Annotated in this window: 11 protein-coding genes; 8 read left to right on the plus strand and 3 right to left on the minus strand. The window is 57.9% G+C overall.

The window, feature by feature from the left end:
* The first annotated feature begins 4 nt into the window (after positions 1-4).
* Positions 5-1,606: a hypothetical protein gene (locus tag ACFSE1_RS08615; protein ID WP_377399330.1), complete on the plus strand. Its 1,602-nt coding sequence runs from the start codon at positions 5-7 to the stop codon at positions 1,604-1,606.
* Positions 1,600-3,483 carry a glycosyltransferase family 2 protein gene (locus tag ACFSE1_RS08620; protein WP_377399333.1) on the plus strand — a complete coding sequence of 628 codons (1,884 nt, stop codon included), beginning with the start codon at positions 1,600-1,602 and terminating at the stop codon, positions 3,481-3,483. Before ACFSE1_RS08615 ends, ACFSE1_RS08620 begins: the two co-directional genes overlap by 7 nt.
* Positions 3,484-3,562: 79 nt before the next feature.
* Here ACFSE1_RS08620 and cysN read toward each other — a convergent pair whose 3' ends face one another.
* The 3 genes from cysN to ACFSE1_RS08635 all read right to left on the minus strand — a co-directional run bounded on the left by cysN (position 3,563) and on the right by ACFSE1_RS08635 (position 6,862).
* Positions 3,563-5,044: a sulfate adenylyltransferase subunit CysN gene (gene cysN / locus ACFSE1_RS08625; protein ID WP_377399336.1), complete on the minus strand. Its 1,482-nt coding sequence runs from the start codon at positions 5,042-5,044 to the stop codon at positions 3,563-3,565.
* Positions 5,044-6,000 (minus strand): sulfate adenylyltransferase subunit CysD, encoded by a 957-nt coding sequence (gene cysD, locus ACFSE1_RS08630; protein ID WP_377399339.1) that lies wholly within the window; start codon positions 5,998-6,000, stop codon positions 5,044-5,046. Before cysD ends, cysN begins: the two co-directional genes overlap by 1 nt.
* A gap of 112 nt (positions 6,001-6,112) precedes the next feature.
* Positions 6,113-6,862, minus strand: coding sequence for a phosphoadenylyl-sulfate reductase (locus ACFSE1_RS08635; protein WP_377399342.1), 750 nt, complete (start codon positions 6,860-6,862; stop codon positions 6,113-6,115).
* Positions 6,863-7,171: 309 nt separating this feature from the next.
* Here ACFSE1_RS08635 and ACFSE1_RS08640 point away from each other — a divergent pair, with 309 nt between their 5' ends.
* The 6 genes from ACFSE1_RS08640 to ACFSE1_RS08665 all read left to right on the plus strand — a co-directional run bounded on the left by ACFSE1_RS08640 (position 7,172) and on the right by ACFSE1_RS08665 (position 13,010).
* Complete coding sequence (locus tag ACFSE1_RS08640) at positions 7,172-7,621, plus strand: RrF2 family transcriptional regulator (protein WP_377399345.1); 450 nt, start codon at positions 7,172-7,174, stop codon at positions 7,619-7,621.
* Positions 7,622-7,839: 218 nt separating this feature from the next.
* Positions 7,840-8,868 (plus strand): sulfate ABC transporter substrate-binding protein, encoded by a 1,029-nt coding sequence (locus tag ACFSE1_RS08645; RefSeq protein WP_377399348.1) that lies wholly within the window; start codon positions 7,840-7,842, stop codon positions 8,866-8,868.
* 72 nt (positions 8,869-8,940) lie between these two features.
* On the plus strand, positions 8,941-9,795 hold the full coding sequence (gene cysT / locus ACFSE1_RS08650) for a sulfate ABC transporter permease subunit CysT (RefSeq protein ID WP_377399351.1): 855 nt from the start codon (positions 8,941-8,943) through the stop codon (positions 9,793-9,795).
* Positions 9,782-10,651 carry a sulfate ABC transporter permease subunit CysW gene (gene cysW / locus ACFSE1_RS08655; RefSeq protein WP_377399354.1) on the plus strand — a complete coding sequence of 290 codons (870 nt, stop codon included), beginning with the start codon at positions 9,782-9,784 and terminating at the stop codon, positions 10,649-10,651. Before cysT ends, cysW begins: the two co-directional genes overlap by 14 nt.
* Positions 10,652-10,662: 11 nt before the next feature.
* On the plus strand, positions 10,663-11,700 hold the full coding sequence (locus ACFSE1_RS08660; protein WP_377399357.1) for a sulfate/molybdate ABC transporter ATP-binding protein: 1,038 nt from the start codon (positions 10,663-10,665) through the stop codon (positions 11,698-11,700).
* Between the two features lie 194 nt (positions 11,701-11,894).
* Positions 11,895-13,010 carry a phosphatidylglycerol lysyltransferase domain-containing protein gene (locus ACFSE1_RS08665; RefSeq protein ID WP_377399360.1) on the plus strand — a complete coding sequence of 372 codons (1,116 nt, stop codon included), beginning with the start codon at positions 11,895-11,897 and terminating at the stop codon, positions 13,008-13,010.
* The last annotated feature ends 77 nt before the right edge of the window (positions 13,011-13,087 follow it).

Below are 13,087 nucleotides of genomic sequence, written 5' to 3' on the forward strand. Positions count from 1 at the left end.
TGCCATGCGTGAAGTCATTCGTCTCCTTGTCCTCGCCGTCATCACATTCGGCATTACCGCTGCGGTTGTTCTCTCCAGCAACCGCATCTTGGATGCCGAGCCCCGACAAGGCACAGAAGAGGCAGCGCTGCCGGAAGGCAGATATCCGCAGCGGGTATCTGAAGGGCCAAATATCGCCCGTATAGCCGCACCCTCGCCGCAGGAATGGCGGGGTTTGCAGGGTTTCCCATCGCAGACGGCGGTGGACTTTCGTGTTCCGGTCAATGCGCTGAACGCGCAGCTTCAGCTTGATCTGGAAAGCCATCTTGTTGAAGGCGGCGACGGACTGTTGCGCCTCTTCATCAACGATACGCAAAGGGATGCCATCGTTCTTCCGCCGGGCCGCCGTTTGCATCAGCTGACCTACAATATTGCGGCTGCCGATCTGGCAGCAGGCCATGTGCGGGTCAGGCTGGAAGATAATGGGACCAGCAACAGCGGTTCCATTTGCCCGACCAATGCGACAAATCTGGGGGCAGTGGTGCAGCTATTGCCAGAGAGCGGTCTCGCACTGACACTGAACGAGCCGCCGACAGATGCGCAGACTGCTGCGCTGCTTGCCTCCCAACCCATGAGCATCGGAACGCAGCCCGAGCCCGTGCCTGCCGTATGGGCCAGCCAGTGGCTGAGCCGCCAAGGTTTGGCAACAACGCTGGTTTCCGGCGAGGGCGCCGAGGTGTCTATCCGCCCGGCCCCTGCCACCGAAGCTTTGGCAATGGATGAAAAACTGCTGGTCGTCTCCGGCACGCAAGGGCTGGAAGATCTTGCGCGGCTGCGAGGTGCAACGCTACCTGACTCCTACCGCCAGCCATGGCCGCTTTCAGTCGCCGCACTCACTTCCGACCTTGCTACCCACACGTTTCGTGGGTCCACCCGCTGGTCGATAGGCTACAAACTTGCCGATCTTCCAGAGGGGCGGGCAATGGAAGCATTGGCCTTGAAGTTCAGACTCGGCCAGTTGCAGGGAGAAAATCTCTGGACCCTTCGCGTGCTTCTCAACGGAAACTTGATCTATGCCCAGAACTATCCTGGCAATGGAGGCGAGATGGAGGTCAATGTTCCCGTGGATCCGGCATTGCAGCAGGCGGTGAACAACCTCACCGTCACGCTGGTGGACAATACCCCCAATCAGAGCATCTGCCGTGCGGGGCCGGAGGCCGTGGCGCAACTGCTTCCCTCGACTGTGTTTACGCCTGCCGCGGATCCGGTTGATGACCTTCAATCGATTGTGCGAGAGCTGGCGGCACAAGATGCCGTGCAGGTGCAGCAGGCGGGAAATCTGGATGCGGCAACACTTGCAGAGGCTGAAGGACTGCTTGAATTGATCATGCCTCTCAGCCTGAAACCCCAGTTTGGCGGCGAGGCGGCGCGCATGACCGTAACGGTGGGCAATGGTCAGACACTTCCGCAACTGATTGGTGAGCAAGTTCAGGCTGGACGGCAGGTCGCTCTTGTCACGAAAGGTGCAGCGTCTTCATCCGGCAGCTTGCAAGTTCGCAGACTTGCAGACCCCGCTGCCATGCCGCCCCTGGATCAGCATCAGGCAGGGCTGGTCTTTACATGGTAGAAGCACGTCAACTCGATGCACTGAAGCAGAATCTGGAGGCAGGGCAGTATGAGTCTGCGGATTCAAGCCCTGCCAGGCTCTCTCACCCTTTGCCGTACCAGATGGCGCCGAGGGTATTGATCATCTTCATGATCATCTCTTGCGCGCTGCTGGTGCTGTTCAACTATGCGGTGCCATTTCGCCGGTTTTTTCCGGACGGAGATCTGCTGTTCTCCCATTATGCTGGCAATTATAGCGTGCCGCTGCGGCTTTTCATCCTCAGCTTCTTCGTTGCCTTTGCCAGCGCCGTCGATGGGTCCTGGTGGGTGCGTGTCGCTTTCGGGCTGGATCTGGTTCTTTCGTTTCTCCTCATTTCCGCCAGCTTCGATCTTTGGCATTTCCTCCTCGGCTTCTATACGGGCCTTCAAATCTCGCATATTGCCGCGCAGCTTTCCTCCGCGCTGGTCGGCTTCCTGCTTTTCTCCCTGATTTTGCTGGAGAGGGCCGATATGCCTTTACCAAACCCCGCGCCCAGAGGTTCGCGCTATCGGTTGACATCCTTGGTGACATCGCTGGTCATCCTGGTGATTTCCGCAGCGACATCGGCATGGGTTTCGGCTGCAGACTTTCCAATCATTGCGAACCTGCGATCAGGAGCCCTTCTCGGCGGTGTGAATGTCGGAATTTTCCTGCTTATCCCGCTTGTCTTTTTCTTGCTCAATCTTCTGGCATCCATCCAGAATATCCTGCGCAAGCCCGGCCCGTTCGCACCCGACATCACCCTGATTGTTCCAACATTCAACGAGGCTCATACGGTAGAGGCGCTGATCTCAGCCACGGATCAGGCGGCACGCAGCTATCCGGGCAAGGTCACGATGGTCCTGGTCGACAACAGCTCCACGGATGACACTGAAAGAAGAGCGCGCGAGGCTTTCGATCAGACATCCAGCCTCGCTTACGAGATCCTGACCGAGCCGAGGCGGGGCAAATCCTTTGCGCTGAATACCGGATTGGCGCATGTGAAGACGGAGTATTTCGCCAGACTGGATGCCGATACGCTGGTCTCACCGGATGCGCTTGTGCGGGCATTCGCACATTTCAGCAATCCGCATATGGGTGTGGTTGGCGGTCTTGCCATCCCGCCTGGAGGTGGGCCGTTCGATGGCCCGCGCATGATCGAAATCCTTCTCAAGATGGGCTATGATCAGGTCGCGCTCGGGGCTTGCGACGGGATATTCGGCATTCCGGGCATGTTTGCCTGCTACAGAACCAAGGCAGCGCGCGACGTGGGCGGCTTCGCGATTGGCCTCAACGGAGAAGATACGGATATCGCGCTGCGCATCGGCGAAGCGGGCTACCGGCTGTTTGTCGATCCGCAAGTCACATTCATTTCGGAAGTGCCGAGAACGCTGAACCATCTTCGGGAGCAAAGGCATCGCTGGTTCCGGTCAATCTTTCACGTCACCGCGCGCAACCGACAATACCTGTTTCCTCTCATTCCGTCGGTGCGAGGCTGGTTCGTCATTCCTTACATGCTGGCCAATACGGCGCGGCGGGCCATGGCCATGCCCTTGCTTCTCTTCGCGGTAAGTTTCCTCTTGCTTCACGATCCGGCCGGGGGCAGCACGATCACGCTTGCCTCGGTGGTGGCCTTGCTCCTTGGCGCCCCCTTCCTGAATGCTCTGCTGGCCATTCTGATCAACCTGCGATTCAAGGCCATTCTCTACCTGCCCTTCTACATCCTCTTCAGGATGCTGCGTTCCTATTTCACGCTTGAAGCGCTGCTATCGCTCAATTTCCGGAGCTATTCAGCCAAACTGGGCGAGGCCGTTACGCCAGTCGAAGAAGGGCCCGGCGCAAGCGGCGTTGTGGTGCTGAACGCGTACCGAACCTCTTGAGGCATGCCCGCAAAAGACAATCCCCGGAAGTGATCTGCACCTCCGGGGATTGGCATTGTAGAAGCTGGCTTGGAAAACCTCAGTTCAGATCTTCCAGAATGTCCTTCGCCTGTTGCTGGCTCACACGGCGAATTTCCACTTCATCCCGACGTGCCGAAAGCACTTCACCGCTCAGAAGCTCTTCTGCCAGATCTGCCGGAAGCGACAGAAGGACGCGTTGCGCATCACGGTGAAGACCACCGAGATCGGAGCGCTTGGCGCTGACCATCCCGCCTGCGACCGTGTTATTGGTATCAGGATCGATCAGAATGAAGGCACCGGTTGTCCGGTTCTGGTCATAGGCGTCAAAGATGGCGGTTTCATCGAAGTTCAGATGTACCTTGCCAATGGCATTCATGGCGAATGCATCGGAATGTGCCTTCCACTTGCCCGTGGAAAGCTCAAGCTGGGAAACCGGCTGCACCGTTACCCGCTGACGGCGTGAGCCAGCCTTCAGCCAGTAGCGCTTGCCAGGTTCGATACCGCCAGGCTGCAAGGCCACCAATTGGGCATCGAAGTTGAGGCCGGTCATGGGCTGGGCATCCAGCGAAACAATCATGTCGCCGCGCGATACGTCCACCTGTCGATCCAAAACGAGGGTGATGGCATCTCCCGCAACCGCCGCATTTCGCACCAGGTCGAAAGTCACGATCTGCTTGACGTTTGCAACCATGCCCGAGGGCAGAATGGCAACGGAATCGCCGGGCTTGATGGAGCCGCCGGCAACCGTTCCCTGATAGCCGCGGAAGCTCTCGCCAGGGCGGGAGACGCGCTGGACCGGAAGGCGGAAGCCGCCTGCCTGTGCGGAGCGCGTGGTTGCCAGTTCCAGGGCTTCGACGAGTGTTGGCCCCTCATACCATGGCATGGCAGAGCTTGCGCCGTAAACGACGTTCTCACCTTTCAGCGCGGACATGGGGATCGCCGTGATCTGGCGTACACCAAGGGCAAGAGCCAATTCCTTGAAATCGTGCGAGATTCTCTCGAAAATCGCCCTGTCGTAGGCGACAAGATCAAACTTGTTCACCGCAAGGACGAATTGCTTGATGCCCATAAGCGAGGCAATCGTCGCGTGACGGCGCGTCTGTTCCAGAAGGCCCGCACGGGCATCGACCAGCAGTACCGCCAGATCGGCAGTGGAAGCGCCCGTGGCCATGTTGCGCGTGTATTGTTCGTGTCCGGGTGTATCGGCAACGATGAAGGACCGTCTGTCGGTCGAGAAATAACGATAGGCGACATCGATCGTGATGCCCTGCTCGCGTTCAGCCTGCAGACCATCGAGCAGAAGAGCAAAATCGGGCAGTCCGAGATCGTTCTGCTTGCCGCTGTCGCGGGACAAGGCCGCCGCCTGGTCTTCCTTGACCGCCTTCGTATCCCACAGGAGACGGCCGATCAGTGTGGACTTGCCGTCATCCACGGAGCCGCAGGTAATGAGGCGGAGAGGGCGCGTGTCCCGAATGGTTTTCGCGGTATCGGTCAGCGGAACAGCAGTGTTTGCAGTTGCAGTATTGGCCTGGGCAGTCATCAGAAGTATCCTTCCCGCTTCTTCTTTTCCATCGATCCGGCCTGATCGCGATCGATGGCGCGGCCCTGACGTTCGGAGACGGTTGCGATTTCCAGTTCGGCAATCACCTCATCCAGCGTTACGGCTGTGGAGCGAATGCCCCCGGTGAGCGGCCAGCAGCCCAGCGTGCGGAAACGCAACATGCCTTCCTGCACCTTTTCACCCGGAAGAGGCTCGAAGCGCGGGTCTTCCGCCCACATCAGCATGCCGTCGCGCTCCACAAACTTGCGCAGCTTGGCGTAATAGAGCGGTGGAAGGAGAATGTTTTCCGCCTGAATGTACCGCCAGATATCGACCTCGGTCCAGTTCGACAGCGGAAAAGCACGAACGCTCTCGCCGCGACGGATCATGCCGTTGTAAATGCTCCAGAGTTCAGGGCGCTGGTTGCGCGGGTCCCATTTATGGTCCGGCGTGCGGAAGGAATAGATGCGTTCCTTGGCGCGGCTTGCCTCTTCATCGCGGCGTGCGCCACCGAAAGCGGCATCGTATTTTCCGGCGTCGAGCGCCTGACGCAGCGCTTCCGTCTTCATGACATCCGTATGGTAGGCCGATCCATGACTGAAGGGGGAAATACCTTCCTCAGCACCGCGCGGATTGGTATGCACGACCAGATCCAGATCGAAGCGCTCTGCCATCTCATCACGGAATGCAATCATCTCCGGGAACTTCCATCCCGTATCGATGTGCAGCAAGGGAAACGGAACCCGGCCGGGGAAGAATGCCTTGCGCGCCAGATGCAGAAGAACTGAGGAGTCCTTGCCGATCGAATAGAGCATGACGGGGTTTTCGAACTCGGCCGCCACTTCCCGGAAAATGTGAATTGCTTCGTTTTCCAGAGCTTTCAGATGCGGATCGAGGGGTGCCTTTACGGCTGGATCCTTCGAGTGCGGATCATATTCCGATGTATGCGTGTGCATTGCTCTTGACTGTCCTTGTTGCCGCGTTCCGCGCAAATACCTGCTGTCTTCTGCCGAATGCGGCTTTGCCCTGGGCAAGCCGCTGGTGATGGCAAAAGCGAGGGAGGCGGGGTTATTGGTGTGGCGCTGCGGTGATCGAGGACGCTGCGGCCTCGGGCACGTGAAGCCCGCATTCCCGCTTCTCGTCGTTTTCCCACCACCACCGTCCGGCCCGTTCAGGCTCGCCCGGCTTGATGGCCCGCGTACAGGGCTCGCAGCCTATCGAGGGATAGCCCCGCGCATGAAGTGGATTGACGGGAACGCGATGAGCCTCAACGAAAACGTTGATCTGATCGAGCGACCAGTCGGCAAGCGGGTTGATCTTCAACAGGTTGCGCTCACCGTCATATTCGGCGAAGGGGGTTGCCGCACGATTTCCGGATTGGCCGCGTCTCAGTCCGGTGATCCAGATTTGCGCTCCGCTCAGCGCTTCCGCCAGCGGCTCAAGCTTGCGCACGTGACAGCAGGCATGGCGCGCTTCGATGCTGTCGTAAAAGCCGTTGAGGCCGTATTTGGCTGCATAGGCATCTATCGCATCCTGCCGGGGTGTATAGCGGCGGATACGAACGTTCAGCGCCTCTTCGGTTTCCTTGATCAGGTTCAAGGTCTCCGGAAACAACCGGCCGGTTTCCAGCGTCGCAATTTCGATTGCGAACTGGCCTTCACCGATGGCGGCGGTAATGACCTGATCTTCAACGCCCAGGCTGGTGGTGAACACCGCATGGCCCAGACGAGAGACCAACTGCAGGCGCTCGGAGAGATCAAGCTCTGCCAGCTGGCTGTTCAGAGAATTCGCTTCTTTAGAAAAATCTTGCTGTTCCATCGACCAATCCAGTCTCGTTGAAGCAAGTATCCTGAAAGCGGCCGTCCGGCGCCAGAAAAGCTCTTCCTGTTTACTGCTGGACCTGAGCAAATGCGTCTCATTGTTCAGGTGGTGTGGGTAAATCCTGTCGTCGCGTGCGCGGTGGCGCCTTGCCGCCTACCTTGAGACACGCCAACTGGTTTGTGTTTTCGGTGCAGTTGCGCTAGCAGGGTAGCAAGCCCTCTGATCCTCGCGCATGGCATCGGTACAGTTTCCGGCTGTCGTCGCGCAGGCGCAGTGGTTCGATGAATCTCTTCTCACGTAAGTTCAATGATCTCGCAGAAAGCAAAATACGCGCTTCGCGCGCTGACAGCCCTCGCACAGGCAGATTCCACGCGTCCCCTGCTGATTAGCGAGATTGCGGTTCAGCAGGGCATTCCGAAGAAGTTCCTGGAGCAGATTTTGCTCGAACTGAAGCGGAACGCCGTGGTGGAAAGCCGGCGTGGCAAGCTTGGCGGCTATCTGCTGCAACGCCCCGCGTCCGAGATCACCTTTGGAGAAGTCTTGCGCCTGATTGACGGACCGGTCGCCCCTTTGCCCTGCCTCTCCGTCACTGCCTATCGCCGCTGCGAGGATTGCGATGGCGAGCATCAATGCGAGATAAGGCACGTGTTTGCCCGCGTTGCGGATGCGACCCGCGAGGTGCTTTTCAACACCACGATAGCCGATGCGCTGGATGGCGTGGATCCCCTGAAGCGCGCTGAACTACAGCATGCCTGACAGGCTCATCGTGCCTGTTTTCCTGCGCAAGGTGAAAATCAACCTTTCTTAAGAAAGCATGAGTGCGGGGTGGATTTTGCGTATCACCTTGGGCTCCAGAGGGCTTCTTTGCGCAAGCCCTGGCTTGTCGCGGATTAGTTTTGCCTTTTGCGCCGGGGCAATTGTCAACTCTACCAATCCGGTAGACATTAACCTCCTCAGCCGAAGGAGGAGCAGTCATGCAAAAACTGATAAGAGGACTGGCGAGTGCGGCGCTGGGTATTGCCGTTTCATTTGGCGCGATTGCACCGGCCTTTGCCGATACCACGCTGTTGAACGTCTCCTATGATCCGACCCGGGAGCTCTACAAGGATTTCAACGCAGCCTTTGCCAAGCACTACAAGGAAGAGACTGGAGAAACCGTCAGGATCCAGCAGTCCCATGGCGGTTCAGGCAAGCAGGCTCGTTCTGTCATTGACGGCCTCGAGGCCGATGTGGTGACGCTGGCGCTTGAAAGCGACATCAATGCCATTGTGGAAAATAGCGGCAAGATAAACGCCGACTGGCGCTCTCGCCTGCCGAACAATGCCTCTCCTTACACATCGACGATTGTTTTCCTGGTCCGCAAGGGCAATCCGAAGAACATCCATAACTGGGGTGATCTGGTGAAGGGCGATGTTCAAATCGTCACCCCTAACCCGAAGACTTCCGGGGGCGCGCGCTGGAATTACCTGGCCGCCTGGGCCTGGGCCCATGAAGAGTTCAAGGGTGATCAGGACAAGATCAAGGCCTATGTCGCTGACCTCTACAAGCGTGCCCCTGTTCTCGATTCCGGTGCGCGCGGATCAACGGTGACGTTTGCGCAGCGCCAGATCGGCGATGTGCTTCTGGCCTGGGAAAACGAGGCCTATCTCGCTGGCGAAGAATTCGGAAAAGATGCTTTCGATATCGTCGTTCCCCCCGTTTCCATCCTGGCCGAGCCACCGGTTGCCGTGGTTGATGGCAATGTGGACACCAAGGGTACGCGCAAAGTAGCAGAGGCTTACCTGCAATATCTCTATTCTGACGAAGGACAGAACATTGCGGCCAAGCACTTCTACCGCCCCAGCAATCGGTCAGTCGTAAAGCCGGAGCTGCTGAAGACCCTGCCGGACAATATCAAGCTCGTCACCATCGACGATCCGATTTTCGGCGGGTGGAAGAAGGTGCAACCCGAGCATTTCGGTGACGGAGGCATTTTCGATCAGATCTACAGGCCGGGTCGCTGAACGATCGTATGGAGGAAGGCGGGATCCGCCCGGATTTCACCTCTTCAACGGGGAACGAAAGGTCTCATCAGAATGACCGTATTGGCCACATCACGGTGGCGGTTGAAGCAGCCCAGCATCATCCCGGGTTTCGGGCTGACGCTTGGCTTTTCGCTCGCTTACCTCTCGCTTATCATTCTCATTCCGCTGGTTGGCCTTGTCTGGCGGACGACGTCGATGGGTTGGCAGCCCTTTCTGACAGTGCTGACCGATGAGCGCACACTTGCGGCACTTTATGTCAGCTTCGGCACCGCTCTTATTGCCGCGCTCGTAAACGCCGTCTTCGGGGTCCTGATCTGCTGGATCCTGGTTCGCTATGATTTTCCGGGCCGCCGCGTGATCGATGCCATGGTGGATCTGCCCTTTGCCTTGCCAACAGCGGTTGCTGGCATTGCGCTTGCCGCGCTTTATGCTCCCAATGGCTGGATTGGCTCGCTCTTCATGCCATTCGGCCTGCGGATCGCCTTCACACCTTGGGGCATCATCATCGCGCTCATTTTCATCGGTCTGCCTTTTGTGGTGCGCACCGTCCAGCCTGTTATGGAAGAGATTGACCGTGAGGTGGAAGAGGCGGCGGCAACGCTTGGCGCAAACCGCTTCCAAACCGTATTCAAGGTTCTGCTGCCGGGGCTTGCTCCTGCGGTTCTCACGGGCTTTGCCCTCGCTTTTGCCCGCGGCGTGGGAGAGTACGGCTCTGTCGTCTTCATTGCAGGCAATATTCCCTACGTCTCGGAAATCGCCCCACTTCTGATCGTCATCCGGCTGGAAGAATTCAACTATGCCGGCGCAACCGCAATCGCGAGCATCATGCTGGCAATCTCTTTCGCCATGTTGCTGGTGATCAACCTGATCCAGATCTGGAGCCGCAGGAGGTATGGTCATGGCTGATCGCGCTATGGGCAAGTTCCGAAGCCCGACCGAGGAGGGGCCGCTCACCAAGCTCCTGCTGATCGTTCTTGGTTTGGTCTTTCTCGCCTTCTTCCTCTTTCTGCCGCTCGTGGCGGTGTTTGTGGAAGCGTTCCGCAAGGGAGCGGAAGATTATGTCTCTGCCTTGTCAGATCCGGATGCTGTCGCTGCCATTCGGTTGACATTGCTGGTTGCGGTCATCGCGGTGCCGCTCAACACCATCTTCGGCGTTGCCGCCGCCTGGGCGATTGCGAAGTTCCATTTTCGCGGAAAAGCCTTCCTTATGACCCTGATCGACCTGCCTTTCTCGATCTCCCCGGTCATTTCCGGTCTGGTCTATGTCCTGCTGTTTGGCAGTCAGAGCCTCCTTGGTCCGTGGTTGAAAAGTCATGGCATCGAGATCCTGTTTGCGGTTCCAGGCATTGTTCTCGCAACAATCTTCGTCACCTTCCCGTTTGTGGCGCGCGAACTCATCCCGCTTATGGAAGATCAGGGCAGCGGAGATGAAGAGGCGGCACTCTCGCTGGGTGCGTCCGGATGGCAGACCTTCTGGTATGTGACCCTGCCAAACATCAAATGGGGTCTGCTCTATGGTGTGCTGCTCTGCAATGCCCGCGCGATGGGAGAGTTCGGTGCAGTGTCTGTCGTGTCCGGCCATGTGCGCGGGCTGACCAACACCATGCCGCTGCATGTCGAGATACTCTATAATGAGTATAACTTCGTTGCGGCCTTTGCCGTTGCTTCCCTGCTCGCGGCGCTCGCGCTGCTGACGCTTGCTCTCAAGACAATTCTCGAACTGCGCTTCGGGGCCGGCGGCGCCGGCGGACGCAGGCACTGAAAGGCTGTTTCATGGACGTCAAGGTTTCCAACGTCGTCAAGGAATTCGCAAACTTCCCTGCGTTGAACGAGGTTTCACTAAATATCCAGTCGGGTGAGCTGATTGCTCTGCTCGGTCCCTCTGGGTCAGGCAAAACAACGCTGCTTCGTCTGATTGCGGGGCTCGATCAACCGAGTTCTGGGCGGATCTTCTTCGGTGAGGAAGACGCGTCCCATCGCACGGTTCAGGAGCGCAATGTTGGCTTTGTTTTCCAGCATTACGCGCTCTTCCGCCATATGACAGTTGCGGAAAACATCGCGTTCGGCCTGAAAGTGCGTCCCGCGTCCACACGTCCGCCCAAGGCTGAAATCCGCCGTCGCGTTGGCGAGCTTCTCGATATGGTGCAGCTTTCGGGGCTCGAGAAACGCTATCCGAACCAGCTTTCCGGTGGGCAGAGGCAGCGCGTCGCGCTGGCGCGTGCCATGGCAATCGAACCCAGAATTCTGCTTCTCGATGAACCTTTCGGGGCGCTGGATGCCAAGGTCCGCAAGGAGCTTCGCCGCTGGTTGCGTGAATTTCATGACCGCACCGGCCACACCACAATCTTCGTGACGCACGATCAGGAGGAGGCGCTGGAACTGGCGGATCGCGTGGTGGTCATGAGTCAGGGCAAGATCGAGCAGGTTGGTTCGGCAGACGACGTTTACGATCATCCGCGCTCTCCCTTCGTCTTTTCCTTCATCGGGGAAAGTTCCCATTTGCCGGTGGAGATGACCGGTGGAAAGGTTGTCTTCGATGGCTTGCCCATTGGTATCGATGACGCCGGAGAGGGCCGCAAGACGCTGTTTTTCCGACCGCAGGATGTGCAGCTGACCGCTGAGGACTATGCCCTCTTCGGCAAGGTGACTGCCTGCCGCCGTCTTGCAGGTACGCGCATCGCGGAAATTGATATTGCCAATGGTGGTGATGCACACCACGTGGAGATAGAGGTGCCGCTGGAAACCCCCGTCGCACTGGGCAGCGATTTGCGCTTCCGCCCAACGCGATGGACATTGTTTGATCGGTCATGAGGGTTCGATTGGTCGGGAGAGGCTGATCGAGCACCAGCGGTTGATAAAGGTGTTTTTATATTCAGGAGATATTCCCATTTTTGTTAGTAAGAGAGAAACCGTGCCCCTTATTCGAACTTTCACAGATGCGTGACATAAGCAGCGGCTGATAAATGGCATCTGCTTCGCCATTGAAGCGCTTATGGAAGAGAACCATGGACCACCGAACCGCAGAGCGTGATGCTGCCGCGACGAACCCGACCGGCTTTTCGACCGTGCTTGAAGCCGCGTCCGGGCGTGGTCGTTTCATACGGCCATTGCGCTTTCAGCCGGCTCATGAGGTTGAGCTGGACCCGGAGCAGGTCATCGACATTCTTGGCACGCAGGCAAATGCCAGTGCCGGATTGGCGCTGCTGGGCGACAAGAAACTGCTGCTGTCCTCCACCGGTCAATGTTTTATCATGTATGCGGTTCGTGGTCGGTCCTGGGTTGCGCTTTTCGATCCTGTCGGTCCGATGGAGCATTGGGGAGAGACGGTTCGGCTTTTCATGGCAAGAGCGCGTGCTGCCGGTTGCCGACAGGTTTTTTATCAGGTTTCTCCGCGTTTTCTGCCGTTGGCGATTGAGTGCGGGCTGGTGGCCCACAAGCTTGGTGAGCAGGCTATTGTCGATTTGCAACGGTTTGAATTGAAAGGTGGTGACTGGTTAAAGCTGCGCCGCTCCATCAACAGGGCTGAACGTGACGGGCTGGAGTTCACATGGTTTCCGGCCGAGCAGGTGCCTCAACTTTTGCCGGAGTTGCGTTCCGTCTCGGATCAGTGGCTGAAAGCCCATAATGCTGCGGAGAAAGGTTTCTCACTCGGCACATTCCAGGATGATTATCTCTGCAAAAGCCCGGTGGCCGTTATTCGCCTGGAAGGTCGCATTGTTGCTTTTGCAAGCGTCATGACGGCGTCCAGCGAAGGGGACACATTCATAGACCTGATGAGGCATATTCCCGGCACCCATCGCGGGATGATGGATTTGCTGTTCGTGCGGATTATGGAAAAGCTGAAGGCCGACGGCTACCAGACCCTCAATCTCGGCATGGCTCCGCTTGCCGGGCTCTCTGAACACCCCTGCGCGCCCTTGTGGCATCGCATCTGCCGCTTTGTATTCGAACATGGCGAAAGGCTGTACAACTTTCGAGGTGTGCAAAGCTTCAAGGCCAAGTTCGACCCAGACTGGCAACCGCGCTATCTGGTTGTGAAAGGCAATGGCTTGCCGATCACCGCACTCTGCGATGTCACGCTGTTGATTTCTGGAGGTTTGAAGGGTGTTTTCCGTCGCTGATTTGGTTGAGCTGCGCGTTTAACAACCCTGGGCACGGCAGCTTCCTGCGAAGCGTGCCGTGGAGTTGCTGAGGTTGT

Source organism: Affinirhizobium helianthi (genome assembly GCF_042680945.1).
GTDB classification, from domain to species: domain Bacteria; phylum Pseudomonadota; class Alphaproteobacteria; order Rhizobiales; family Rhizobiaceae; genus Neorhizobium; species Neorhizobium helianthi.

Coding starts and splice junctions, on each gene's coding strand:
- ACFSE1_RS08615 (WP_377399330.1), top strand. CDS start 5: ATGCGTGAAGTCATTCGTCTCCTTGTCCTCGCCGTCATCACATTCGGC.
- ACFSE1_RS08620 (WP_377399333.1), top strand. CDS start 1,600: ATGGTAGAAGCACGTCAACTCGATGCACTGAAGCAGAATCTGGAGGCA.
- cysN (WP_377399336.1), bottom strand. CDS start 5,044: ATGACTGCCCAGGCCAATACTGCAACTGCAAACACTGCTGTTCCGCTG.
- cysD (WP_377399339.1), bottom strand. CDS start 6,000: ATGCACACGCATACATCGGAATATGATCCGCACTCGAAGGATCCAGCC.
- ACFSE1_RS08635 (WP_377399342.1), bottom strand. CDS start 6,862: ATGGAACAGCAAGATTTTTCTAAAGAAGCGAATTCTCTGAACAGCCAG.
- ACFSE1_RS08640 (WP_377399345.1), top strand. CDS start 7,172: ATGATCTCGCAGAAAGCAAAATACGCGCTTCGCGCGCTGACAGCCCTC.
- ACFSE1_RS08645 (WP_377399348.1), top strand. CDS start 7,840: ATGCAAAAACTGATAAGAGGACTGGCGAGTGCGGCGCTGGGTATTGCC.
- cysT (WP_377399351.1), top strand. CDS start 8,941: ATGACCGTATTGGCCACATCACGGTGGCGGTTGAAGCAGCCCAGCATC.
- cysW (WP_377399354.1), top strand. CDS start 9,782: ATGGTCATGGCTGATCGCGCTATGGGCAAGTTCCGAAGCCCGACCGAG.
- ACFSE1_RS08660 (WP_377399357.1), top strand. CDS start 10,663: ATGGACGTCAAGGTTTCCAACGTCGTCAAGGAATTCGCAAACTTCCCT.
- ACFSE1_RS08665 (WP_377399360.1), top strand. CDS start 11,895: ATGGACCACCGAACCGCAGAGCGTGATGCTGCCGCGACGAACCCGACC.